Origin of the sequence: Brevibacterium sp. FME17, assembly GCF_014897515.1 — a bacterium.
In the GTDB taxonomy this organism is placed as follows: domain Bacteria; phylum Actinomycetota; class Actinomycetes; order Actinomycetales; family Brevibacteriaceae; genus Brevibacterium.
In genome coordinates this window covers 161861-185579 of record NZ_JABUYD010000007.1, presented here as the reverse complement: position 1 = coordinate 185579, position 23719 = coordinate 161861, and the positions used below count along the sequence as shown (strand labels likewise).

The following is a 23719-nucleotide window of genomic DNA, read 5'->3' as shown; positions in this document are numbered from 1 at the left end:
TGGTCATGTTTGTGAGTGCTCCTTAAAACCTGTCTCACAAAACCATACGGCCGCAAGGAACGCCCATACGATGATGGTGATGATGGGGCCGCTGCGTTGTCTGAGAATGATCGGTGCGCTCACCGGCCCAGCCTATCGGCTATACGATGAAAGACAGGGGGGCTGTCGAACCCCGCAACCTCCGAGGAAGGACAGGCATGCACATCGTTGTGCTCGATGACTACCAGAACGTGGCGGCCGGCTATGCGGATTGGCAGGCGTTGGGGGCTGAGACCACATTCGTCTCCCGCCCGATCCGCGATACCGGGGATCTCGTGGAGACGGTGACCGGCGCTGAGGTTGTCGTTGCCATGCGTGAGCGCACCGTCTTCTCCGCCGAACGGCTGTCACAGCTTCCGGACCTGAGACTGCTGGTGACCACTGGCCGAGTCAACGCATCGATCGATCTGGACGCCGCACGAGCGCAGGGGGTCACGGTCTGCGGAACTGAATCCACCACATCGGCGACTCCAGAGCTGACCTGGGGGCTGATTCTCTCCGTGCTGCGCAGCATCCCGGCCGAAGATGCCGCCGTGCACTCCGGCGGCTGGCAGTCCACCGTCGGCGGTGACCTCTTCGGACACAAGCTCGGCGTGATCGGACTGGGCACGCTGGGCACCCAGGTTGCCCGTGTTGGAGCTGCCTTCGGAATGGACGTCGTGGCCTGGAGTCAGAACCTCGATGAGGCGCGGGCCGCTGATGTGGGGGCACACGCTGTGAGCAAGGAAGAACTCTTCGCCACCTCCGACGTCGTGACCTTGCACTACAAGCTCAGCGAACGCAGCCGACGTCTCGTTGGTGTCGAAGAGCTGTCACTGATGAAACCGAGCAGCATCTTCATCAATACCTCTCGGGCAGGTCTCGTCGACACGGAGGCCCTGACCTCGACATTGCGCGAGGGGCGTATCCGCGGTGCCGGCCTTGATGTCTATGACTCCGAGCCGCTGCCAGCCGACCATCCTCTTCGCAGCACACCGAGGACCGTGCTGACCCCGCACCTGGGCTACGTCACAGATGACACATATCGCATCTTCTTCACCCAAGCCGTCGAAGACATTGCCGCGTGGTCGGCGGGGGAGCTGGTTCGTCAGCTGACGTAAGTTCGACGACCTGGGGGCGAGGGCACGGAAAGGCCCGCTACGGAGCAAAGATGCTGCGCAGCGGGCCTTGAACGCTCAGCGTCAGTTCACTTCAGAACCTCAGTTGACCTCGGCGGGGTCACCGGAGACACGACCGCCGTTTTCCAGCGAATCGATGGATGCCACCTCGGCGGTGGTGAGTTCGAAGTCGAAGACATCGAAGTTCTGGGCCATGCGATCCCGGTTGTTTGACTTCGGGAAGACGACATGTCCGCGCTGCAGGTGCCAGCGGATGATGGTCTGCGCCCAGGACTTGCCGTGGGTTGACGCGATCTCACCGATGACTGTGTCCGCGTAGTCGACCTTGCCCTGCCCGAGGGGGCCCCAGGCTTCGACCTTGATGTCGTGCTCGGTCAGCAGCGGACGAGTCTCGATCTGCTGGAACTGCGGGTGGCACTCGATCTGGTCGACGGCCGGGATGATCCCGGTGTCGAGAATCTGGGGCACGTAGCGGTGGTCGAAGTTCGAGACACCGATCGAAGTGGTCAGACCCTGATCACGGTAGGAGGGGAAAGCCTCCCAGGTCTCGACCGAGTTGTTGTTCTCAGGTGTCGGCCAGTGGATGAGGTAGAGGTCGACGTGGTCGAGGCCCAGTTTCTCGAGGCTCTCGCCCAGGGCGCGCTTCGATTCCTCGGCACCGTGGCGATCGTTCCACAGCTTGGTGGTCACGAAGAGTTCATCTCGGGCGATGCCGGAGTTCGCAATGGCGCGGCCCACGCCCTCTTCATTGCCGTAGACGGCAGCCGTGTCGATGTGGCGGTAGCCGACCTCGAGTGCGTCGGTGACGATGCGCTCGGTCTCCTCGGGGTCGACCTTGAAGACGCCGAAGCCCAGCTGGGGAATGGTCTTGCCGTCATTGAGTGTGAGTGTGGGAACCGTCAAGGTGCCGCCTTTCGTCACGGGTAATGGTCTGATGTGGTGCAAACGCAGGGCACCGCGATGGCGGTGCCTGTCCGAGCCTATAACGCGCCGACCGCTGAGTTGTATTCCCAGTTGCCAGGCACAGCTTTCAGACTGGAAGCGCGATCGCTGACTCAACAAGTGCACCGACCGCGGGTCCTGGACCGGGTGTGACGGAACTGCCACAGCCCGGATGCGTCGATTAGGAGAAGCCCGGTTAAGTTGAGAATATGCGCACCACTACTCCGGCATACAGGGTCACTCTGGTCATGATCGCCCTCGCAGCGTTGACCATCGGATTGTCGGGCTGCATCGGTCGGCCGGATCTCAGCGATCGTGCAGCCGAGATCGAGGGTGCGCTCTCTGCACTGCCTGGAGTAGAGAGTGTCAGTGGCGAATATCAGAACAGTTTCGAAATAGGGCGGCGGCTGGTCTATAGGGTAGATATGGCGCCGGAAGCGACCGACGATGACCTTGTCAATGTGGCAGAGAATCTCAACAGCGAGGCCGGGGACGATTTCGTCGACTATGGGCGAGAGCTGACGTTGAGGTTGCCGCACATTTCTGTCGCAATCAACGGCAAACCGGACCTCGACGAGTTGAGGCAGCAACTCCCGCGACTCAGGAGCCTGGCGTCAACGCTGAACGCAAAGACGCTGAGCTGGGAGGCCAACAACGACAATGATCTCGATGATTCGCTGTCGATTTGGGATACCGACGGAAACGCGTTCACTGTGTTGTCCGCTGTCAGAGATGTGTTCGGGTCGCAAGAGATGCGAGTGAGTTTCGGAAACTCTGGGACCGCGGAATGGAAGGTGGCATTTCCCTATTCTCTGCAGGCACAGGACACACTGGCTACCGCGTTTCATCCGGGCACCCGGGAGCTGGACAGGATCGAGATCCACGATGACCAGGTGACATTTGCCTCCGCGCACATCACCGACGAGGTGAATGCCACGACGAAGCTCACGACGCTCATCGATCAGATCAACGACGGTACGTCAGAGCCATGGAATTTTACCTGGTGGGCGGATCAGCCCGAAGGACGTCAGCACAATAAGACGGCAGGAGGAACGGTGAGCGTTGGTGCCTGCACCTATAACACGAACGGCAACGGGGAACGGGAGCCGGCTGATTATCGGGCGTCGGCGGCGTTGAAGATTCAAGACACCTTGCGCGCGAAATACGATACCTGCCCGTAGCTGACTGCTGCTGGCCCAGACTGACTGCTCCTGGCCAGTGAGGTGTTTCAGTCTGTGAAGACGGTGTGCACATCATCGGTGATAGCTCGTCCGCCGAGCGCCTCGAGCTCAAGGACGACTGCCGAGCCGACCACCTCCGCGCCGAGTTCCTTCACAAGAGCCTGCGCAGCGGACAGGGTGCCGCCAGTGGCGAGGATGTCATCGACGAGCAGAACGCGCTCGCCCTCTTGGAGCACATCGGGACCCTCGATCGTTGCAGTCCCGTATTCGAGTGAGTATGACACCGCTGCAGCCGGGCGGGGGAGTTTGCCTGCTTTGCGGATCGGCAGAATGCCCACACCAGTCATTGCCGCGATCGTTCCGGCGAAGAGGAAACCGCGAGCCTCCAGGCCACCGACGATGTCGAACTGTCCTTCAAAGGGTGCGATGAGCGCCTCGGTGACGGCACGCAGCGCGGGACCATCGGCGATGAGCGGTGAGATATCGCGGAAGCTGACTCCCGGCTGGGGGTAATCAGGGATCGAGGTGATCAGGGTCTGCGCGCGTTCGAGGTCGGTATTCGTCACGGGTCAACGATACTCGGTTGGCAGTAGCGATATCGGGTGGGGGAGTAGCGTAGATGTCACAGCATTGGAGGATTCTATGGCATCCGATCGACAAGCTGACTCACTCGCCGAGGCCTTCGCCCAGGTTCCTCGCGAGCTGTTCCTGCCTGCTAAGGAACGAGGCTTCGCTTCCAGCAATGTGCCGCTGCAGATCGGCGATGGGCAGACTAACTCACAGCCGAGCACGGTCGCCGACATGCTGACGCTCCTGGGCCCACGTGAGGGTGACCGGGTGCTCGATCTTGGGTCCGGATCGGGGTGGACGACCGCTCTCCTCGGTGTGCTCGTCGGACGCCACGGCCAGGTAAGCGGGGTGGAGCGCCACCGCCGGCTGATCGACAGCGCGCGGACGTCACTGAGCGAAATTGATCCGGACGCCGTCGACCTGGGTAGTGTCGAGATCATCGCAGCGACCGAGGGAGTGCTTGGTTTGCCGGAAGCCGGCCCTTTCGACCGAATTCTCGTCTCGGCCGAGGCTGAATCGCTACCGTATGAGCTTGTCGAACAGCTCTGCATCGGAGGCGTTATGGTCATCCCCGTCGGTGGGGACATGCTGAGAGTTGTGCGCAATGGGCCCGCAGGTGCAGATGCGGCCTCTGACGCAGATATCTCCATTACGCGGCATGGGAGTTATCGCTTCGTCCCACTCATTCTCGATTGACCTGAATCGCGACTGTGCCAGCAGTGTGGCCCGCGCCGCGACTGAGCAATGCTGATCTGAGTCATGTTCAAGGTACTCCGTGATGGGTGCGATACTGACCAGGTCGAGATCGCTCGTCGCAGTCTGTTCGGCTTTGTACCGCTGATCAGCGTTGGACGGCATCCTTGTGCTGCCGGTTCAGTCTTCTGCGTCGAACGAACCATGCGATTGTGATGACCAGGCCGACGACGGCGAGAGGCATGATCATGTATAGATCATCTGCCTGGTGTTGCGGGGTCTTCCAAGACCACGGCAGCAGAGGATGCCCGAGCTTCGCTTCGACCACGATGAGTCCACAGACAGCGGGCAAAAATATGACCGCGATCAACAGGCCTGATAGAGATGTTTTCTCAACCTCGTTGAGGGAAGGCGCGTTCAATCGGACCCCACGCTTGCGTGCATAGCGCTGAGTCGCGACGCGGGGCAGATCGAATGTCGTCACAACGACGACGAGGATGCCTGCCCACCACAATCCTGAAGCGATGAACAGCAGTCCGATGATCATCGCGGTCCATCTAGTCACCTGCTGCCCCCGAGCGATGGCGTCGCCGATGATCCGTCGCTCCTCGACTATGGTGACGAGCTCGGTCCTGACCGTGGAACCGGCTCCAGCTCCGGCTTGAGTTTCGAGTTCTGGGCCGCCTTCGCTGCCAGCTTCGGCTGCGGCCGCAGGACCGACTCCGTTCTCCGTCTCCGCGTCCATCGGTCTCCTCATCGTCGAGTCGAACAGTTTGTTTCACAACAATACACATTGTCGTGTGGATTAGCAGTTGAGGATCTTCAGCTCGGTGAACCGGCACCAGCCCGGTACATGAACCGATCTGGTGCCGGTTCACCGAGCTGAAGAGCGGCAGGTCGTTTGAGCTACCCGAAATCGTTGGGGACGGTCATATGCAAAGTATTGCTGTTTGATGACGTTTGATAGATTATAGTGTCATGTATCAAGTCTTTGCGACGACGGATCTGATGCGTCTCGGCTACTCGGACCGCGACATTCGTGCCGCGATCGGGTGTTGCCTCGAGCGCGTTGCGCGCGGTCGGTTCGCTGTCACGGGCACGTGTGCGAATCCTCGGCATGTGAAGATCTGGGCAGCTCTCGCGGACGGGGATGCCGACGAACTCGTGCGACTGGGAGATAAGCGTGATGCCATCGAGAGGGTGAAAGTGCTGATCCGAGCTCGCGCCGACAGGATCAACAGGAAGACTACGAAGGGCCCACAAGCGACGAGCGATGTCTTCTCCCACCTGTCTGCCGCATTGCTGTGGCAGCTCGAGGTGGTGCAGATCGAGCATTCCCGGGTGGAAGTCATCAGGCCGAATTCCAGTGCGCGGTTCGCTCAACTGATCGTTCGTAGGCGAGAGCTCGGCACCGTACATGTCGAGCAGCTCGGCGGTATGATGCTGACCTCGAAGCCGCGGACGCTCATCGACGTCGCCCGTGACTACGAGCTTGAGGTCAGTATTCCGATGCTCGATGATGCTCTGCGGAGACAGCTGGTCACCAAGGAGGAGCTCCGCACCTTGCTTGCAACCTGCAAGGAGGCCCGGAACTGTCATCGAGTCGATGCGGCACTCGCCCTGGCCGATGCCCGGCACGAGTCACCGGGAGAATCTATCGTCGCGATCCGTCTGCATGAACTCGGCCTGGATGATATCGAGCCGCAGTTCGAGATCTTTGATGAGAACGGGTTCTTCGTGGCGCGCACAGACTTCATCCATCGGCCGTCGAAGACGATCATCGAATTCGACGGCCGTGCCAAATACACGCTCAACGGTCGTGACCTGCGAAGAGAATTCGACCGCGAGCGTGAACGCGAACGGCGCCTGCGTGCACTCGGGTACCACGTGATCCGTGTCTATTGGAAGGATCTGTGGCACCGACAGGCGTTTGTCGACATCGAAAGGCTAGTGCGGACACGAACTCCACGGCAGAGAACTCCCCGCGCAGCACCACCAGCTCGGTGAACCGACAGTAGCCAGGTCCATGGGCCTAGCTGGTGTCGGTCCACCGGGCTGATATCGAATGAGGCTGGGTTGGCTGGGTGGCTGGGGCGAACGAACGCTTCCAGCTACACCAGCGAGTCCCGCCACGCCTTGTGCAGCTGCGCGAACTTGCCTGCCCCTGAGATCAGCTCATCGGGAGTGCCGTCTTCGATGATGCGTCCGGAGTCCATGACGAGGACACGGTCGGCGATCTCCACGGTGGAGAGCCGGTGGGCGATGATGATCGCGGTGCGTCCCTCGAGCACTGTCGCCAACGCCGTCTGGACGAGGCGTTCGGAGGGGATGTCGAGGTGCGCGGTCGCCTCGTCGAGGACGACGATGTCCGGGTTCGCCAGGAACACGCGAGCAAAGGACACCAGCTGCCGTTGTCCCGAGCTGAGCCGACCGCCGCGCTTCTTCACATCGGTCTCGTAGCCCTCGGGCAGATTGCGGATATAGGGATCCAGGCCGACGGCCGTGGCCGCGGCAAGAACCTCGTCATCGCCGGCATCGGGGTTGCCGATGCGAATATTGTCGGCAATCGTGCCCGCGAACAGGAACGACTCCTGGGTCACCATGACCACGCTCTTACGCAGCTGCGCATCATCGAGATCACGCAGGTCCACCTCGTCGATGGTGATTCGGCCTTCACTGGGATCGTAGAAACGCGTGACCAGCTTGACCAAGGTCGACTTGCCCGCACCCGTGGCACCCACGAGCGCCACGATCTCTCCCGCAGGGATGCGCAGGTCGAACCGGGGGAGGACATCGGGGCCGTCGCCGTAGGAGAAGCGGACATGGTTGAGGTCGATCGAACGCCCACTGGGCGCTTGGCCGGACCCTTCCGCCGAGGTGGCACCGGAGTTCCGGTCGGTACTGTGCGCAGGCAGGACCTTCGGGTGGGCCGGTGCAACCACCTCAGGATCGGTGTCGAGGACGGCAGCCATCTTCTCCAGTGCCGCCGAGGCTGATTGGTAGAGGTTGAAGGACTGAACAAGTTCATCAAGGGGACCGTAGAAGCGGCGCAGGTAGAGGATGAACGCCGCGAGAACGCCGATCTGCGTCCAGCCTTCGATGACGAGCCACGCACCGACGATGATGATAACCGTCTGCGTGACATTGCCGACCAGCCTCGTCCAGCCCGCGAACCAGGCGACTCCGCGCAGGGCATCGGTGTTGGCGTCGCGGTACGCAGTGTCCTCGTCCTTGAGCGTGCCCCGGCGATCGGGCTGCCGGCGGTAGGCCTGAACAGCACGGATCCCGCCCATGGTCTCGACGAAGTGGACGATGACCTTGGCGATCGAGGTCCGCGTGCGACGGTAGGCGTTCCTCTGCGAACTGTGCGCAGACTTCGTGATGAAGAACAGCGGAATGAACCCCAGGAAGACCACGAGTGCCAGGGGCACGTCGAGGACGATGAGGGTCACGGCGATGAAGGTCATCTCGAACAGCGCCAGAGCCGTGTCGAAGAGTGAGTAGGTGAGGAACTGCTGCACCGACTCCATGTCCGAGGTCTGCCGCGACACCAACCGGCCCGAGGTCGAGCGCTCGTGATAACCCAGGTCGAGACGCTGGATGTGTCCGAACAGTCGCGAACGGAGACTGTAGACGACCTTCTGCGCGGTGATGCCGACGAGCCTCGTCGAGGCGAAAGCGAGCACCGCCGAGGCAATCGCGGAGATGACGAAGGCAGAGACCGCCCGAATCAGTGGCCCCGGATCACCGGCGACTGCCTGCGGAACACCATTGTCGAGCGCATCGGCGATGAAGATCGGACCGATGACGAGGAACAGCGCGGTGAGGACGACGATGACGAGCAGGAAGATCGCCATTGGCAGGTGCGGGCGGACCAGGGAGAACAGCAGCGCACGGGCCTTCTTCGCGATGTCCGGCGGAAGCTGTTCGACCTCATCCTCTTCAACACGCGGAATGCTCATTGCCCACCTCCTTCAGTGAATTGCTCGGCCGTCGCTTGCCCAGGCGTCGAGTGCTCCGCCGCTGCAGAGGCGCCCATGAGTTCGCGATAGAGCGCTGAGGATCCGAGCAACTCATCGTGGGTGCCCAGCGCGACGATGCGTCCTTCGTCGAGGACGGCGACCGCATCGGCCAGTGCCGAGGTGGAGGGGCGGTGGGCGATGATCAGCGTCGTCGAATCGGGCAGGATCTCCCGCAGCGCCCGTTGCACCCGATCTTCCGTGTCGACGTCGACCGCGGAGAGCGGATCGTCGAGGACGAGGATCCGGGGTGCGCCGATCACGGCACGGGCCAGGGCCAGGCGCTGCCGCTGTCCACCGGACAGGGACAATCCCTGCTCACCGACCTGGGTATCGAGACCCTCTGACAGCCGCTCGACGAAGTCCTTCGCCGCCGTGATCTCCAGGGCGTGCCAGATCGCGTCATCGTCGACCCCGGGCGCACCCATGCTCACGTTCTCGGCCACCGAGGTGGAGAACAGGATCGGGTCCTCGAACGACACCGACACCAGGTTGCGCACCTCATTGACGGGCAGCTCACGAATGTCAGTGCCATCGACGCGTACGGATCCGCCGGTGACATCCTGCAGCCGCGGAACAAGAGAGGCCAAGGTCGTCTTGCCCGATCCGGTGGCCCCGACGATGGCCAGAGTCTGGCCCGGAGCGATATGCAGATTGAGATTCTTCAACGTATCGCGGTCGGTGTCGGCGAAATGGAAGTCGACATTGTCGAAGTCCAGTTCACCTTTATAGCGCCCCACATCGGGAGCATCGGTGATCCGACCGTCGGCGTCGGTGATGTCGTGCCTGATGTCGATGACCTCCCAGTACCTGGCAGCTGCGGTCAGAGCCATGAGGGCATCGGCGAGGAGGAAGCCGAGCATTTCGATCGGCATCCGCATCACCATGGAGATCGTCACGCCGGCGACGACGGTGCCGATGGTCATCCAGCCCTGCACGACGCCCCAGGTGCCCACGGCCACGATGGCGGCCTGGGCGAGTGTGGGCAGGAGGATGAGCACACTCCAGAACCAGGAGTCGAGCTTCGCCTTGCGCACCTCGAGCCCCTGGAACTTCCGCGACAGGTGGGAGAAGCGCTGCGCGGCCCAGGGGGAGCGGCCGAAGGACTTGAGGATCCTGATCCCCTGAATCGACTCCTCGACCTCGGTGGTGATCTCACCGACCGTGTCCTGAGAGCGTCTGGAGGCTTCTCTGTACCTCTTCTCGAATACCGTGACCGTCGCAATCGTCGGTACGGCCATGATCAGCATGATGAGGCCGAACACCGGATGCAGGAACGTGAGAATGATGGTGCCGATGATGATGATCAGCGGGGTGGTCACAAGGAAGGGAATCCCGAAGGCGAAGAAGCGGCGCAGCTGAGACAGGTCATTGATCGCGCGCGAGAGCAGCTGTCCCGATTCCCAGGAATCGTGGATAGCCACCGAGGTGTATTGGAGCCGGTCGAAGAGACGCGAACGCCAGGTGATCTCCCACTGGGCGACGACCGGCGCGATGAGGAGCCTACGCGCCCACAGTGCCACCGCCTCGGCGATGCCGATGACGAGGACCCCGAACACTGGCAGCCACAGTCCCGACAGGTCGCGGTGGGCGATGGGCCCGTCGATGATGTGACCGGTGATCAGGGGGATGATCAATTGGATGCCGTTGGCCAGGAGGGTCAGCGCGAGTACAACGATGTACACGCCGATGCGAGAGCGCAGATCGGGCCAGAAACGTAAGAGGGGACGCACCTTCAAGAGCCTAGTCGGGCCGCGTGTCGGAGTCTATGGTTCTCACAATCGGGCTTTCCCTTCCTCTCAAGGCGGAATCGAGTGGGCATCGCAGAGGTCTCACGCTTCAGTCGATAGTCGTCCCAAGTTTCGAGACGATCCATTGCGTCGTTTGACACGCTGATCGCCCGAGGTGAACTATTGAGCCATGACTCACCTTCTTGTCGTCGTTATTACCCAGCGCGCGGATCTTCCGTAGCCTGTCAACACGACACGTTCCGCGCGCCCCTACCGAAATCGGAGGGGCTTTTTTCATGCGGAGACAAGATGGATCACTAGGAAGGATACGAAACGATGGCAGCCACGCCCTCGGCCCAGTCAGCGGGAACTGGCACCGCGCCCAGCGCAGCCCCGGTGACCGCGACCCCGTCAAGCATTCGACGCAACTCGACCCCTGAGGTCCTCACCGGAGCGCAGGCGATCGTCCGCAGCCTCGAACTCCTCGAGGTCGAGACTGTCTTCGGCCTTCCCGGCGGCACCATCCTTCCGACCTACGACCCGCTGTTCGAGACCGACAAGATCCGTCACATCCTCGTGCGCCACGAACAGGGTGCCGGACATGCGGCCGAAGGCTACGCCGCCGCCTCGGGAAAGCTGGGTGTGTGCATCGCAACCTCGGGCCCGGGTGCGACGAACCTGATCACGGCGCTCGCCGACGCCCATATGGACTCTGTGCCCGTCCTGGCCATCACCGGTCAGCAGAGCTCGAAGCTGCTGGGTACCGACGCATTCCAGGAAGCCGATATCGTGGGCATGACGATGCCGGTGACTAAGCACAGCTTCCTCGTCACCAAGGCAGAGGACATCCCCTCGGCGATCCTCAACGCTCACCACATCGCGACCACAGGTCGGCCCGGCCCGGTCCTCGTCGACGTCACCAAGGATGCACAGACGGGTACCGCACCCTTCGTCTGGCCCGGGGAGCCGCAGCTGCCCGGCTATCGTCCCATCCTCAAGCCCCATGCGAAGCAGATTCGCGAGGCCGTCCGGCTCATCTCGGAGGCTCATCGTCCCGTGTTCTACATCGGCGGCGGTGTCATCCGCTCCCAGGCAGACAAGGAACTGCTCAAACTCGCCGAGGCGACCAATATTCCCGTGGTCACGACCCTGATGGCCCGCGGAGCGTTCCCCGACTCGCACCAGCTCCACCTCGGAATGCCCGGAATGCACGGCAGCGTGCCCGCCGTGACCGCCTTCCAGAAGGCCGACCTGCTCATCACAATCGGTGCCAGGTTCGATGACCGAGTCACCGGCAACCTCGATTCCTTCGCCCCGAACGCGCAGGTCATCCACGCCGACATCGACCCTGCCGAGATCGGAAAGAACCGGGACGTCGACGTCGCCATCGTCGGTGACGCCCGCGAGGTGCTCGCCGAGATGCTCAGCGAGATGCGCGACAAGTTCCCCAAGGCTCTCGACCGTCAGCGCGAACCCTGGTGGCGCTTCCTCAACCGGCTCAAGACGACCTACCCGCTGGGCTACTCCACCCAGGACGAGCTCTGCGATCCGCAGTACGTGATCTCGCGGATCTCGGCCCTGACCGGACCCGAAGCGGTCTACGCAGCGGGAGTGGGCCAACACCAGATGTGGGCCGCCCAGTTTGTCGAGTTCGAGCGCCCCAAGTCGTGGCTGAACTCCGGTGGCCTCGGCACCATGGGCTACTCGGTGCCTGCCGCGATGGGCGCAAAGGTCGCCGAACCGGACCGCGTCGTGTGGGCCATCGACGGTGACGGATGCTTCCAGATGACCAACCAGGAACTCGCAACCTGTGCGCTCAACGGCATCCCGATCAAGGTCGCGATCATCAACAACTCTTCGCTGGGCATGGTCCGCCAGTGGCAGACCTTGTTCTATGACGGCCGGTACTCCAACACCGACCTCAACACGGGCCATCAGACGATCCGGATCCCGGACTTCGTCAAGCTCGCCGAGGCGTACGGCTGCCTGGCCCTGCGTGTGGACAGCAACGATGACGTCGATGCTGCGATCAAGACGGCGCTGGAGACCAACGACCGTCCAGTCGTCCTCGACTTCACGGTCCCGGCGGATGCCATGGTGTGGCCGATGGTCGCCGCTGGTGTCTCCAACGACGAGATCGAATACGCACGCGGCATTCGCCCGGAGTTCGACGGTGAGGGCGAGGAACAGGCCGAGAGCCTGATCGCGGAGGCCGGTACGGAAGAAGACGGCACGGTTCGCTCCGTGGCACAGATCGAAGGGGGCCTGGAATGAATAACCGGCACACACTCTCAGTCCTGGTCGAGAACAAGCCCGGCGTGCTCACCCGCTTCACCGGACTCATCGCCCGCCGCGGCTTCAACATCCACAGCCTCGCAGTCGGGGTGACCGAGCATGATGAGCTCTCGCGCATCACGGTCGTCGTCGACGTCAAGGACGTGCCTCTGGAACAGGTGACCAAACAGCTGAACAAGCTGGTCAACGTCATCAAGATCGTCGAGCTCGAACCGGCCACATCGGTCCGACGTGCCCACATCATCTACAAGGTCAAGGCCAACGCCACCACCCGCCCGCAGGTCGCGGCGGCGGTGGAGATGTTCCGCGCCAAGATCGTCGACGTGGGACCTGACTCCGTCAGCGTCGAAGCCACTGGCGAGCTGGGCAAGGTCGAGGCGCTGCGCGAAGTCCTCGAACCCTTCGGGATCAAGGAGATCGTCCAGTCGGGCACCGTGGCCATCGGCCGCGGCTCGAAGTCGATCACCGACAGGGCCCTGCGCAGCTGAATCCAGTGACGCTGCGCAGCTGACGTCTTCACGTTCCACTTCGTGGAACGAGATCCATCTCAACAAATGAACAGCAGTACCAAACTGTGAAATGATGGGGGAGTACCCCAAACCTCTGAAGGAGCAAGAGAACTATGGCAGCAGAACGCTATTACGACGACAATGCAGATCTGTCCGTCATCCAGGGCAAGAAGGTTGCCGTCATCGGCTACGGCAGCCAGGGCCACGCACACTCACTGAGCCTGCGCGACTCCGGCGTCGAGGTCCGCATCGGCCTCAAGGAAGGCTCCGCCAGCCGCGACAAGGCCGCCGCTGAAGGCCTCGAAGTCGGCACCCCCGCCGAGGTCTCCGAATGGGCAGACCTCGTTGTGATCCTCGCTCCTGACCAGGTTCAAGCCGAGATCTACAACGCAGAGATCGCTCCGAACCTGAGCCCAGGCAACGCGCTGCTCTTCGCTCACGGCTTCAACATTCGCTTCGACTACATCCAGCCTCCTGAAGGCGTCGACGTCATCATGGTCGCACCCAAGGGCCCGGGACACGTTGTGCGTCGCGAATACGTCGATGGCCGTGGCGTGCCCGTTCTCGTGGCAGTCGAAGCAGATGCCTCAGGCAACGCTTGGGAGCTCGTGCTCTCCTACGCCAAGGGAATCGGCGGACTGCGTGCCGGCGGCATCAAGACCACATTCACCGAAGAGACCGAGTCGGATCTCTTCGGCGAGCAGACCGTTCTCTGCGGTGGCACCTCCCACCTCGTGCAGTACGGCTTCGAGGTCCTGACCGAGGCCGGCTACCAGCCGGAGATCGCCTACTTCGAGGTTCTCCACGAGCTCAAGCTCATCGTCGACCTCATGGTCGAGGGGGGAATCGCCAAGCAGCGCTGGTCGATCTCCGACACCGCTGAGTACGGCGACTACGTCTCCGGACCGCGCGTCATCACCCCGGACGTGAAGAAGAATATGGAAGCCGTTCTCGCCGACATCCAGAACGGCAAGTTCGCCGAGCGCTTCATGAACGACCAGAAGAACGGTGCGCCCGAGTTCAAGGAGCTGCGTTCGAAGGAAGAGACGCACCCGATCGAGACCACCGGCCGCGAACTGCGCAAGATGTTCGCATGGCTCAAGGACTCCGATGACGACTACACCGAGGGCACTGCCGCTCGCTGATCGTCACACTCCGAAGCCCCGGACGGCCCTCTGGCTTCCGGGGCTTCGTTGTGCCCGGCCGCTGTGAAGCGACTGATTCCACTTGATTCGGACTCGTAATCCTGGTGATGTGAATTACTGTTGGAAGCGTGACGAATTACAGCTTCGAGAACTTCAAGCCCGGCTTCGACGAGTCCACTGGTGCTCCAGATGAGCGCACACAGGGGTACTTCGCATCGACGAGTGTGGGATTCCATGACGCCAGATCGACTGATGATGCGCTGAAGAACCGTGTCGAGCGGGCCATCGCCGACGGTCGCAATCTCACCGCCGTCTACGCGAAGCAGGAATACGAACACGCCCTCGACGCCAGCGTTCCTGTGGCGACCTTCGCCTGGTTCGAGAAGCTGGTCAACGTCGGTGGTGGGCGTTTGGTACCCGGTCATCTGATCACCTGGGTGACGGTGCGGCCGACCCATCGTCGGCGCGGACTGCTGCGGTCACTGATGACGACCGACCTCGCCGAGGCAAAGGCCGACGGATACCCGTTCGCCGCACTGACAGCGACCGAAGGTGGAATCTACTCCCGCTTCGGCTTCGGTGTCGCCACCTGGTCACACTCCATCGAGGTCGACACCTCGCCCGGCTTCAAGATGGTCCATGAACCCGACCGTCGGGTCGAACTGTGCCTGCCCGGCGAACTGCGCGAACTGGCTCCGAAGATCTACGGAGAGTTCATGCGCACCTCTCCGGGGGCGATGGAACGCCAGCAGACCTACATCGAACGCGCCACCGGAGCACTCAACACCGACACCGGTGAAGCCGACCGCGGTGTGCGTGCGGCTCTGCACTTCGATGAGCAGGGCGAAGCCGACGGCTACGTGTCCTATAAATTCGCCGGCTGGTCGAAGAATCCGCCGACGATCGAACTCATCGACTTCGTCGCGGTCACGGACGCCGCCTACGCCTCACTGTGGTCATTCCTGGCCGCCATCGATCTGTCGACGCGAGTGACCTTCGGGGAATCTGCCGAGGATTCGCCGCTGCCCTGGTTGCTCACCGACTCCCGCCGAGTCCGGACCGTGTCCACAGAGGACAACATCTGGATCCGGATCCTCGACGTCAAAGCGGCCCTCGAGGCCAGGCCCTGGTACGTACCCGGCACACTGGTGATCGAAGTCGATGACTCCCTTGACCTGGCCGGCGGCCGGTTTACGATCACCTCGGATGGGGAGAACGCCGTCGTCGAAACCGCACCCGATTCGACCCCTGCCGATCTGAGCCTGGGCATCGCGGAGCTCGGCTCCCTCTACTTCGGAGGTGCCGACCCGGTGATCCTTGCGCGGGCGGGGCGCATCGACGAAAACGTGCCCGGAGCGGCCGTGCGCGCGAGCTCAATGTTCAACCTGGGTCGGATGCCGTACTCGCCCAACGGCTTCTGAGGTCCTCGCCTAAAGTGAGCCGAGACGCACTTCCCAGAATTTGAGACTTTGTGAAAGCATTCACAAAGTCTCATAAGATGGACGCGTCCCGGACGCAACAGGAGGAACTCAGTGCCCAAGCCCATCGTGCTCATCGCCGAAAATCTGTCACCGGCCACCATCGATGCCCTCGGAGGGGACTTCGAGATCCGTCACACCGAAGGTGCTGACCGCTCTCAGCTCCTCAACGACATCGTCGATGTCGACGCGATCCTCGTCCGCTCCGCCACTCAGGTCGATGCCGAAGCGATTGGTGCCGCGAAGAAGCTTCAGGTCATCGCCCGTGCCGGCGTCGGACTCGACAATGTCGACGTCCCAGCCGCCACCTCGGCGGGCGTCATGGTCGTCAACGCTCCGACCTCGAACATCATCTCCGCGGCCGAGCTCACCATGGCCCATATCCTCGGTTCGGCACGCTACTTCGGCGCCGGCAACACCTCGCTCAAGGCGGGGGAGTGGAAGCGTTCGAAGTACACGGGCGTGGAGCTCTACGAAAAGACTCTGGGCATCGTCGGACTCGGCCGCATCGGCGGACTCGTGGCCGAACGTGCGAAGGCATTCGGCATGCGCCTGGTCGGCTATGATCCTTACATCACGCAGGCACGCGCCGCGCAGATGGGCGTCGAGGTCGTCGACCTGCCCGGGCTGTTGGCCGTCAGTGACTTCGTCACCGTCCACATGCCCAAGACCCCGGAGACGATCGGCATGATCAGCACCGAGGAATTCAAAGCAGCCAAGCCGGGCGCACGGTTCATCAACGTGGCACGTGGCGGCATCATCGACGAGGATGCCCTCGCCGAGGCGGTCGCAGCAGGAGAGGTCGGCGGTGCCGGCATCGATGTGTGGAACACCGAACCCCCTGAGCACTCGGCGCTGATGGAACTCGACGCCGTCAACGTCACGCCCCACCTCGGCGCCTCGACCGCTGAAGCCCAGGAGAAGGCAGGCGTGGCCGTTGCCAAGTCGGTGCGCAAGGCACTGGCAGGCGAACTCGTTCCCGATGCGGTCAACGTCGCTGGTGGAGCCATCCACGAGGATGTGCGACCGGGCATTCCCCTGGCCGAGCGGCTGGGACGTGTTGTCAACTCACTGGCGAACTCCTCGGTCACCCACTTCAAGGTCGAGGTCAACGGCGAGATCGCGGACAAGGACGTGTCCGTCCTCAAGCTCTCCGCGCTCAAGGGCCTGTTCAAGGACGTCGTGTCCGATCAGGTCTCCTACGTCAACGCGCCTCTGTTGGCCGAAGAGCGCGGAATCGGCGTCGAGCTCGTGACCGATCCCTACTGCGAATCCTTCCGCAACGTCACGCGACTGACCGCGACGACAAGCGAAGGGCAGCGGATCTCAGTCTCGGGTACCGTGACCGGTCCGAAGCTCGTGCAGAAGCTCACCGAGGTCAACGGCTTCGACCTGGAGATTGAACTCACCGACAACCTGCTCATCTTCCGCTACGAAGACCGTCCGGGCATCATCGGACAGCTGGGCCAGGCGCTCGGAGCCAATGCGATCAACATCGCCGGCATGCAGGTCTCGCCCTCTGCCACAGACAATGACGCGCTCTCGGTTCTGGCTGTCGACTCGGCAGTGTCCGAGGAAGTCGTCAAGGCCGTGGCCGGAGCAGTCAACGCTTCGGCATTCAGCGGAGTCTCATTGAGCGAGGACTGACCTTCACCGGTCGTATAGCTGCGAACGGAACCCGTTCACCTCTGAAGTCGAGGTGAGCGGGTTCTTATCGTTATCCAGGTCCACAGTTCGTCGGCGAGGACGGCGGCCGAGATGCCGATGAGGGCCCCGCCGATCGTGTCGGAGAGCCAGTGCACCTGCAGTGCGGTGCGCGACCACATCATCAGCAGAATCCACGCGAAGGCCACAATGATCGACCAGTGGAACCGCAGGCGCACGGGTTCGAGCGGGGGAGTGATCTCGGTCGGAACTGCGTCGGTCGAGGTGGGAGAGGTGAGAGCAGTTTCGGACTCAGTGGGGAGAGTCTCGGCACCGCCGGGTAGAGTCGCGGTCTTGTCCTCCGGCGGGATCGCCAACGGGGCAATCGCGCCCACCTCGGCCAGCCGGAGCATGTGCGCACGGGAGGCGATGAACGCCAGCCCCATTGCCAGTGCGGCCGCACCCATGGAATGACCCGAAGGGTACGAATAGCCCAGAGACTCATAGAGCTGCTCACTGGGCCGGACCCGGGTGACCACGGCCTTGAGCAGCTCGGACAGGGCGATGCCCACGAGCATGGTGGTGACGAGGACGCCCGCGGCACGGAATCGTCGCAGGAGGACGAAGATCGCAGCCAGCAGGCCGGTGCAGATCACGGCACCCGTACCTCCGCCCACCTCGGCGAGGATAACCGCCAGCCAATACCCGGTGGTGTCGGGTTCAAGGCCGACGAAGTTCAGCCAGGCCTGATCAACCGTCGTGGGCCCGGAGACATTGACTCTCAGCCACAGGCCGAAGGCGACGACGAGGAGGACCGCTGGCAGGGTCGACCAGAGGATCCACGAGGGTTGACGGACCGGCATATTAAGGACTCAGACTCAGGCGTTCCAGAGGCCGTAGGTCGACGCCAGGGAGGCGATCTTCTTCGCGCGTGCCAGACGCGGCAGGTACGAACCGTCCGTGATCTCGGACCCGCCTTCTGCAGCCTCGAGCAGCTGACGCGCCCAGTCGCGCTCATCCTCGCTGGGGCTCATCGATTCGTTGAGTGCCACGACCTGGTCGACGTTGAGCACAAGCTTTCCTGTCATGCCCATCATGTGGGTCACCTCGGCGTCCTTGCGGACCTGTTCGTCGCTGGCGGTCGCTGCGGACGGTCCGTCGATCGCGCCGGGCAGTCCACCCATGCGCGAAGCGATGGTCAGGCGCGACCGGGCATAGGCCAAAGCCATCGGGTCGCCGGAGAAGCCGGTGTCCTTGCGGAAGTCGTTCGTTCCGAAGGCCAGGCGGAAGGTGCCCGGCGCCTCGGCGATCTTGGTTGCGTTCTCCACGCCCATCGCAGATTCCAACAGCGCGATGACCGGGAGTCCGGCCTTCGCGCGCATTGCAGTGTAGGAGACCTGCTCGGGACGTTCGGTCTCCGGCAGCATCACACCACGCAGTCCGGGCAGCATGGCAATGGCGGCCAGGTCGTCGTCCCAGAACTCTGAGTCCATCTTGTTGATCCGGACCCAGGCGGACATGCCGCCTTCAAGAGCACGCACCACGTTGTCGCGGGCTTCGAGCTTCTTATCGTCAGAGACCGAGGCCTCGAGGTCGAAGATGACGGAATCCGACTCGGAGATCTGCGCCTCTGTGAAGATCTCCTCTTTGGCTGCGTTGACCAGCAGCCAGGAGCGGGAGAGCTTGGCGGGGAGGGCGGCGGCTCGTGCGTTGCGGATCGTATCTGTCAATGATCGACTTTCTCTGGGGGTTTCGGGGTGTTCCTCCCATCTTCGACGCTCGGGCCGGGAAATTGTAGTCGGGAACGAAGTTTGAGACATGAAATTGTGGATGACGGGATTCGGTGAACCTGAGAGCCGAAACGTGTCCGGATAGTAGGACGACCTAGTTGCATCGTGAGATGAGTTCTACTCTGTGACCATGAAGTTTTCAATTGCAGTCATGCCAGGCGACGGAATCGGCAACGAAGTCGTCCCCGAAGGTCTCAAGGTGCTCAAGCGCGCCATCGAGGTCTCCGGTGAGCCCGTTGAACTCGAACTCACGGACTACGATGTCGGTGCCAGCCGCTGGCACGAGACCGGCGAGACCATGACGGACGAGGAGCTGGAGTCGCTGCGCAAGCACGACGCGATCTTCTTCGGTGCCTGTGGTGACCCGAGCGTGCCCTCGGGTGTGCTCGAACGCGGCGTGATCCTCAAAATGCGCTTCGGCCTCAGCCACGCCGTCAATCTGCGTCCCTCGAAACTCTTCGCAGGAGTCACCAGCCCACTGGCGAACCCCGGAGAGATCGACTTCGTCGTCGTCCGCGAGGGCACCGAAGGTTCCTACACCGGAATGGGCGGCTCCGTCCGCACCGATACTCCCTATGAGGTTGCCACCGAGGTCTCGGTCAACACCTGGTACGGCGTCGAACGAGCCGTCCGCGACGCCTTCGAGCGAGCGCAGGCGAGGAGCAAGAAGCTCACCTACGTCCACAAGCACAACGTCATGGTCCATGCAGGTCATCTGTGGCGCCGCGTCGTGGAGAAGGTTGGTGCCGAATACCCTGAGGTGACGTTCAACTACGAGCACACCGATGCGTCCACGATCTACATGGTCACCGATCCCTCACGCTACGACGTGATCGTGACAGACAACCTCTTCGGTGACATCCTCACCGACCTGGCTGCCGCAGTGACCGGCGGCATCGGATTGGCAGCCTCGGGCAACCTGAATGTCGAAGGCACGGCACCGAGCCTGTTCGAACCCATCCACGGTTCGGCCCCGGACATCGCCGGGCAGCAGATCGCCGATCCGACCGCCTCGATCCTCTCCGGTTCGCTGATGGCCTCGCATCTGGGGCTCGAGGTCGTGGCGAAGTCGATCGAGGCCGCTGTTGAGGCTGACTTGGCTGATCGTGATGGAACCAAGCGATCCACCGTCGAGGTGGGCGACGCGATTGCGGCCCGCCTGGGCTGAGGCGGCATAACCGCCTCGGCTGGGGCGGCATAACCGCCTCGGCTGGGGCGACACAAACCACCTCAGCTCAGACGGCATAACCGCCTTCACGGAATCATAGAATCGCCCCTGTTCGACGATGACAGGGACTTCACCCCGGTGCGCATCGCACCGGGGTGATGTACTACCCTGACAGTGTCACTCATCACAAATGAGAAAAGAGTTCTTATGACTAAGTTTGCCGTTCTCAAGAATGTCCAGCCGCAACCCGAGCTGGTGCGAGAGAACATCAAGAAGGATCCCGGATTCGGGCTCTACTTCACCGACCACATGGCACACGTCAGGTACACCCTTGACGATGGCTGGCACGCTCACGAGGTGAAGCCGTACGGCCCGCTCGTGCTCGATCCTGCTGCTGCTGTGTTCCACTACGCGCAGGAGATCTTCGAAGGTATGAAGGTCTACCGCCACGCAGACGGCTCCGTCTGGACCTTCCGCCCCGAGCGCAATGCCGCGCGCATCAACAAGTCCGCCGAGCGTCTTGCGCTGCCGCAGATCTCGGAAGAGGACTTCATCGAATCGATCAAGGCTCTGGTTTCGCTCGATCAGCAGTGGGTTCCCACCCCTGAATCTGAAGCCGATGAGTCGAGCCTGTACCTGCGCCCCTTCATGATCGCCACCGAGCGATTCCTGGGTGTGCGGTCCAGTCATGAGGTCGACTACTACGTCATCGCCAGCCCCGCCGGTCCCTACTTCTCCGGCGGCATCAAGCCGGTCTCGATCTGGCTGTCGCAGAACTTCAACCGGGCCGGCTCCGGCGGCACCGGATTCGCCAAGTGCGGCGGCAACTACGCGGGCTCGCTTGCCGCTCAGAACGAAGCCGCAGCCCAGGGGTGCCAGCAGGTGCTGTTCACCGATGCTGCAGAGAACAAGTACATCGATGAGCTGGGCGGAATGAACCTCATGCTCGTGACCAAGGATGGCCGCCTTCTCACTCCGCAGCTCGGTGATTCCATTCTTGACGGAGTCACTCGCCGATCCCTGCTCGACCTCGCCCCACAGCTTGGGCTGCAGCCGGAAGAGCGCAAGGTCACCGTCGACGAATGGCGAGAGGGTGCCGCCAACGGCGACATCGTCGAGGCCTTCGCCTGCGGCACGGCCGCGGTGGTCACGCCGATCGGTCGAGTCGTGAGCAATGACTTCACGATCGATCATGGTGAAAAGCCAGGTGAGAAGACCATGGAGTTCCGCAAAACTCTGCTCGACATTCAGTACGGTCGGGCTGAGGACGCGAACAACTGGATGGTTCGCCTGGCCTGAGGGCCTGCTGAGCCGTGCAGGCTCAGACCATCCAGCATTATGAGGGTCGGGTATCGCGATTTTGTTCGCGGCACCCGACCCTTTTAACGTGCCTTGGATCTTGGCTGGTTTGTCGATGAGTTCAGTAGGCTTGGCGAATGCGCGCGAGCACATGAGCTGCCGACTGCCGATGCTGCCTCTGCGAGATCCGAGTCGCTGAGATTGCTGACCAAGCGGTCAGCGGGGATGACCCGACTCAAATCGGTTGCAGCGCCGCCTGAGCGGAGATCGATGGCGGCGAGAGAGCTAGTAGCGATTCCCTCCAGCGGGATGTCAGTTGAGCGGATGCGAAATGCTGCTGTGATCATGAATATGCCGCTGGCGACTCCCAGTACTCCCAGTAAAACCGCGACGGCCAGTCCGACAAGTACAATGAAGCCCCGAGCACCACCTCTCGGCGGAAGTAGTTAAGCTGGCCGATCTTCTTCGACAACCGGGCAACGCCGGCTTTGCCTAAGACGACTCGAACCGCTCCATTGCCGAACATTGGTCGTGTCCTTCGTGTCGGGTTCTCTTGCCGAAGTTCGCCTGCAGGTTCTATCGCGGACAATTTTACTCACAAATGCGTTAAAGAGGTATTGTGGCCTCGTGCCTACTGCAACCTCGGCGACTACGCCGACCGCTTCCGAAGTCGTCGCAAACCTTCCCTGGCGATGGAGAACCCAAGGTGCCATCTTCATCATCGGTGGTCTGGGTTTCATGTTCGATGCCTGGGATGTTGCCCTCAACGGGTTCCTCATTCCGCTACTCAGCGACTATTGGAGCTTGAGCGCGGGCCAGGCCGCCTGGATCGCAACAGCCAACCTCATCGGCATGGCACTGGGTGCCTTCATCTGGGGCGGCATCGCCGATGTGATCGGTCGGAAGAAGGCGTTCACCCTCACGCTCCTCGTGTTCTCCATCTTCACAGTCGCCGGAGCCTTCTCCCCGGCATTCGGCTGGTTCACCCTCTTCCGATTCCTCGCTGGATTCGGGCTCGGCGGATGCATCCCCGTCGACTATGCGCTCGTCGGGGAATTCACCCCCAAGAAGCACCGCGGTCGCGTCCTGACTGCGATGGACGGATGGTGGCCGATCGGTGCCTCACTGTGTGCCTTCGTCTCTGCATCATTGCTGGGCGTGGGGGATTGGCGCCTCATCATGCTCGTCATGATTGTGCCCGCTCTCCTGACGGTTGCCGTGCGTTTCGGAATTCCCGAATCACCTCTCTACCTTGCCTCCGTGGGACGGTATGCCGAAGCCGACGCCATCATCACCCGGCTTGTTGAGCGCACCGGCGCCGAGGAGACGACCTGGACCCACGATGTCCCTGCCGTGAGTGGGGACAAAGCCTCCGACACAACCCACGAATCCACCGTTACGACCCAGGTGTCACAGCAGTCATCCGATTCGGCTGAAACGGTCACCTCCGTCAACAAACAGCTGCGTGCAGCCAGTGGCCAGCTTGTGCAGCTGTGGCAGTACTCCGCTAAGACGACTCTCGTGTCCTGGGCCCTGTTCGTGTCCGTCCTCCTTGTCTACTACGCGGCACTGACATGGCTGCCCGGCATCCTGAAGAAGCAGGGCATGGGGGACCAGGCTGCATTCATGGTCACCGGGTCGATGACCGCGGTGGGAATCCTCGGCGTCATCGTCTCGGCCCTGATCGTTGAACGGGTGGGCCGAAAATGGGTGCTCGGCGTGACCTCGATTGTCTCCGCGGTCCTATTGGTTGGTGCAGCAGTGTTCATCGAGGCCTCGGGCTCCGAGCTGACCTTCGCCGCCAAAGCCAGCATCATCGGTTTCGGATTCGTCGTGCAGATCGCGATCCCTACCCTCTACACCTACGTATCAGAGCTGTACCCGACCCGACTGCGCGGTTCGGGATTCGGCTGGGCATCGGCTGCCTCCCGCATCGCGACCGGCATTGCTCCGCTGGTCTTCGGTGCTTTCATGTGGCCGGTGCTCGGACTCACCGTGACGTTCATTCTCACCGGACTGCTCGTGGTCATGGCGGTGGTGCTGATGGGTCTGCTTGCCAGAGAGACCACAGGCGAAGCACTCGACTGAGGACCGAATCG

19 protein-coding genes are annotated in these 23719 nt (G+C 62.2%); 12 read left to right on the top strand and 7 right to left on the bottom strand.

Features of this window, described 5'->3' with window-relative positions; genetic code table 11:
* The first annotated feature begins 197 nt into the window (after window positions 1-197).
* Complete coding sequence (locus INT40_RS09075) at window positions 198-1139, top strand: D-2-hydroxyacid dehydrogenase family protein (protein WP_193095950.1); 942 nt, start codon at window positions 198-200, stop codon at window positions 1137-1139.
* A 99-nt stretch (window positions 1140-1238) separates the two neighbouring features.
* Here the strand turns inward: INT40_RS09075 and INT40_RS09070 are convergent, their stop codons facing one another.
* On the bottom strand, window positions 1239-2060 hold the full coding sequence (locus INT40_RS09070; RefSeq protein ID WP_193095949.1) for an aldo/keto reductase: 822 nt from the start codon (window positions 2058-2060) through the stop codon (window positions 1239-1241).
* A 287-nt stretch (window positions 2061-2347) separates the two neighbouring features.
* Here INT40_RS09070 and INT40_RS09065 point away from each other — a divergent pair, with 287 nt between their 5' ends.
* Entirely contained in the window at window positions 2348-3280 is a 933-nt protein-coding gene (locus INT40_RS09065; protein WP_193095948.1) for a hypothetical protein, read from the top strand.
* A gap of 47 nt (window positions 3281-3327) precedes the next feature.
* On the opposite strand, the gene INT40_RS09060 is transcribed toward INT40_RS09065, so the two are convergent.
* Window positions 3328-3846 carry an adenine phosphoribosyltransferase gene (locus tag INT40_RS09060; RefSeq protein ID WP_193095947.1) on the bottom strand — a complete coding sequence of 173 codons (519 nt, stop codon included), beginning with the start codon at window positions 3844-3846 and terminating at the stop codon, window positions 3328-3330.
* Window positions 3847-3922: 76 nt separating this feature from the next.
* Here INT40_RS09060 and INT40_RS09055 point away from each other — a divergent pair, with 76 nt between their 5' ends.
* Entirely contained in the window at window positions 3923-4546 is a 624-nt protein-coding gene (locus INT40_RS09055) for a protein-L-isoaspartate O-methyltransferase family protein (RefSeq protein ID WP_193095946.1), read from the top strand.
* Between the two features lie 145 nt (window positions 4547-4691).
* Here the strand turns inward: INT40_RS09055 and INT40_RS09050 are convergent, their stop codons facing one another.
* On the bottom strand, window positions 4692-5288 hold the full coding sequence (locus INT40_RS09050) for a hypothetical protein (protein ID WP_193095945.1): 597 nt from the start codon (window positions 5286-5288) through the stop codon (window positions 4692-4694).
* Between the two features lie 233 nt (window positions 5289-5521).
* On the opposite strand from INT40_RS09050, the gene INT40_RS09045 reads away from it, so the two are divergent.
* Window positions 5522-6550 (top strand): hypothetical protein, encoded by a 1029-nt coding sequence (locus INT40_RS09045; protein WP_193095944.1) that lies wholly within the window; start codon window positions 5522-5524, stop codon window positions 6548-6550.
* A 104-nt stretch (window positions 6551-6654) separates the two neighbouring features.
* On the opposite strand, the gene INT40_RS09040 is transcribed toward INT40_RS09045, so the two are convergent.
* Complete coding sequence (locus INT40_RS09040; protein ID WP_193071767.1) at window positions 6655-8505, bottom strand: ABC transporter ATP-binding protein; 1851 nt, start codon at window positions 8503-8505, stop codon at window positions 6655-6657.
* Complete coding sequence (locus INT40_RS09035; RefSeq protein WP_319021967.1) at window positions 8502-10295, bottom strand: ABC transporter ATP-binding protein; 1794 nt, start codon at window positions 10293-10295, stop codon at window positions 8502-8504. Before INT40_RS09035 ends, INT40_RS09040 begins: the two co-directional genes overlap by 4 nt.
* A gap of 333 nt (window positions 10296-10628) precedes the next feature.
* On the opposite strand from INT40_RS09035, the gene INT40_RS09030 reads away from it, so the two are divergent.
* The 5 genes from INT40_RS09030 to serA all read left to right on the top strand — a co-directional run bounded on the left by INT40_RS09030 (window position 10629) and on the right by serA (window position 17366).
* Entirely contained in the window at window positions 10629-12566 is a 1938-nt protein-coding gene (locus tag INT40_RS09030) for an acetolactate synthase large subunit (RefSeq protein WP_193071766.1), read from the top strand.
* A complete protein-coding gene (ilvN, locus tag INT40_RS09025; protein WP_096178825.1) occupies window positions 12563-13075 on the top strand; it encodes an acetolactate synthase small subunit in 513 nt (170 codons plus the stop codon). The genes INT40_RS09030 and ilvN overlap by 4 nt, the downstream gene beginning before the upstream one ends.
* 134 nt (window positions 13076-13209) lie before the next feature.
* Window positions 13210-14241: a ketol-acid reductoisomerase gene (gene ilvC, locus INT40_RS09020; protein ID WP_101574257.1), complete on the top strand. Its 1032-nt coding sequence runs from the start codon at window positions 13210-13212 to the stop codon at window positions 14239-14241.
* A gap of 128 nt (window positions 14242-14369) precedes the next feature.
* Window positions 14370-15662: a GNAT family N-acetyltransferase gene (locus tag INT40_RS09015; RefSeq protein ID WP_101574258.1), complete on the top strand. Its 1293-nt coding sequence runs from the start codon at window positions 14370-14372 to the stop codon at window positions 15660-15662.
* Window positions 15663-15773: 111 nt separating this feature from the next.
* Complete coding sequence (serA, locus tag INT40_RS09010) at window positions 15774-17366, top strand: phosphoglycerate dehydrogenase (protein ID WP_101574259.1); 1593 nt, start codon at window positions 15774-15776, stop codon at window positions 17364-17366.
* Between the two features lie 35 nt (window positions 17367-17401).
* On the opposite strand, the gene INT40_RS09005 is transcribed toward serA, so the two are convergent.
* Window positions 17402-18226, bottom strand: a complete 825-nt coding sequence (locus tag INT40_RS09005) for a phosphatase PAP2 family protein (RefSeq protein ID WP_193095942.1) — start codon at window positions 18224-18226, stop codon at window positions 17402-17404.
* Between the two features lie 15 nt (window positions 18227-18241).
* Entirely contained in the window at window positions 18242-19093 is an 852-nt protein-coding gene (locus INT40_RS09000) for an HpcH/HpaI aldolase/citrate lyase family protein (protein ID WP_101574260.1), read from the bottom strand.
* A gap of 190 nt (window positions 19094-19283) precedes the next feature.
* Between INT40_RS09000 and INT40_RS08995 the strand changes: the two genes are divergently transcribed.
* The 3 genes from INT40_RS08995 (at window position 19284) to INT40_RS08985 (ending at window position 23708) form a co-directional block, all read left to right on the top strand.
* The gene (locus tag INT40_RS08995; RefSeq protein ID WP_101574261.1) at window positions 19284-20321 is read left to right on the top strand and encodes a 3-isopropylmalate dehydrogenase; all 1038 of its coding nucleotides are present in this window, start codon (window positions 19284-19286) and stop codon (window positions 20319-20321) included.
* A 207-nt stretch (window positions 20322-20528) separates the two neighbouring features.
* Window positions 20529-21620, top strand: a complete 1092-nt coding sequence (locus INT40_RS08990) for a branched-chain amino acid aminotransferase (protein ID WP_193095941.1) — start codon at window positions 20529-20531, stop codon at window positions 21618-21620.
* 627 nt (window positions 21621-22247) lie between these two features.
* Window positions 22248-23708: an MFS transporter gene (locus tag INT40_RS08985; RefSeq protein WP_193095940.1), complete on the top strand. Its 1461-nt coding sequence runs from the start codon at window positions 22248-22250 to the stop codon at window positions 23706-23708.
* Window positions 23709-23719: the final 11 nt, after the last annotated feature.

Excerpts from the sequence above, each read along its gene's own strand:
- INT40_RS09075 (WP_193095950.1), top strand. The coding sequence starts at position 198 with ATGCACATCGTTGTGCTCGATGACTACCAGAACGTGGCGGCCGGCTAT.
- INT40_RS09065 (WP_193095948.1), top strand. The coding sequence starts at position 2,348 with ATGATCGCCCTCGCAGCGTTGACCATCGGATTGTCGGGCTGCATCGGT.
- INT40_RS09055 (WP_193095946.1), top strand. The coding sequence starts at position 3,923 with ATGGCATCCGATCGACAAGCTGACTCACTCGCCGAGGCCTTCGCCCAG.
- INT40_RS09050 (WP_193095945.1), bottom strand. The coding sequence starts at position 5,288 with ATGGACGCGGAGACGGAGAACGGAGTCGGTCCTGCGGCCGCAGCCGAA.
- INT40_RS09045 (WP_193095944.1), top strand. The coding sequence starts at position 5,522 with ATGTATCAAGTCTTTGCGACGACGGATCTGATGCGTCTCGGCTACTCG.
- INT40_RS09040 (WP_193071767.1), bottom strand. The coding sequence starts at position 8,505 with ATGAGCATTCCGCGTGTTGAAGAGGATGAGGTCGAACAGCTTCCGCCG.
- INT40_RS09030 (WP_193071766.1), top strand. The coding sequence starts at position 10,629 with ATGGCAGCCACGCCCTCGGCCCAGTCAGCGGGAACTGGCACCGCGCCC.
- ilvN (WP_096178825.1), top strand. The coding sequence starts at position 12,563 with ATGAATAACCGGCACACACTCTCAGTCCTGGTCGAGAACAAGCCCGGC.
- ilvC (WP_101574257.1), top strand. The coding sequence starts at position 13,210 with ATGGCAGCAGAACGCTATTACGACGACAATGCAGATCTGTCCGTCATC.
- INT40_RS09005 (WP_193095942.1), bottom strand. The coding sequence starts at position 18,226 with ATGCCGGTCCGTCAACCCTCGTGGATCCTCTGGTCGACCCTGCCAGCG.
- INT40_RS08995 (WP_101574261.1), top strand. The coding sequence starts at position 19,284 with ATGAAGTTTTCAATTGCAGTCATGCCAGGCGACGGAATCGGCAACGAA.
- INT40_RS08990 (WP_193095941.1), top strand. The coding sequence starts at position 20,529 with ATGACTAAGTTTGCCGTTCTCAAGAATGTCCAGCCGCAACCCGAGCTG.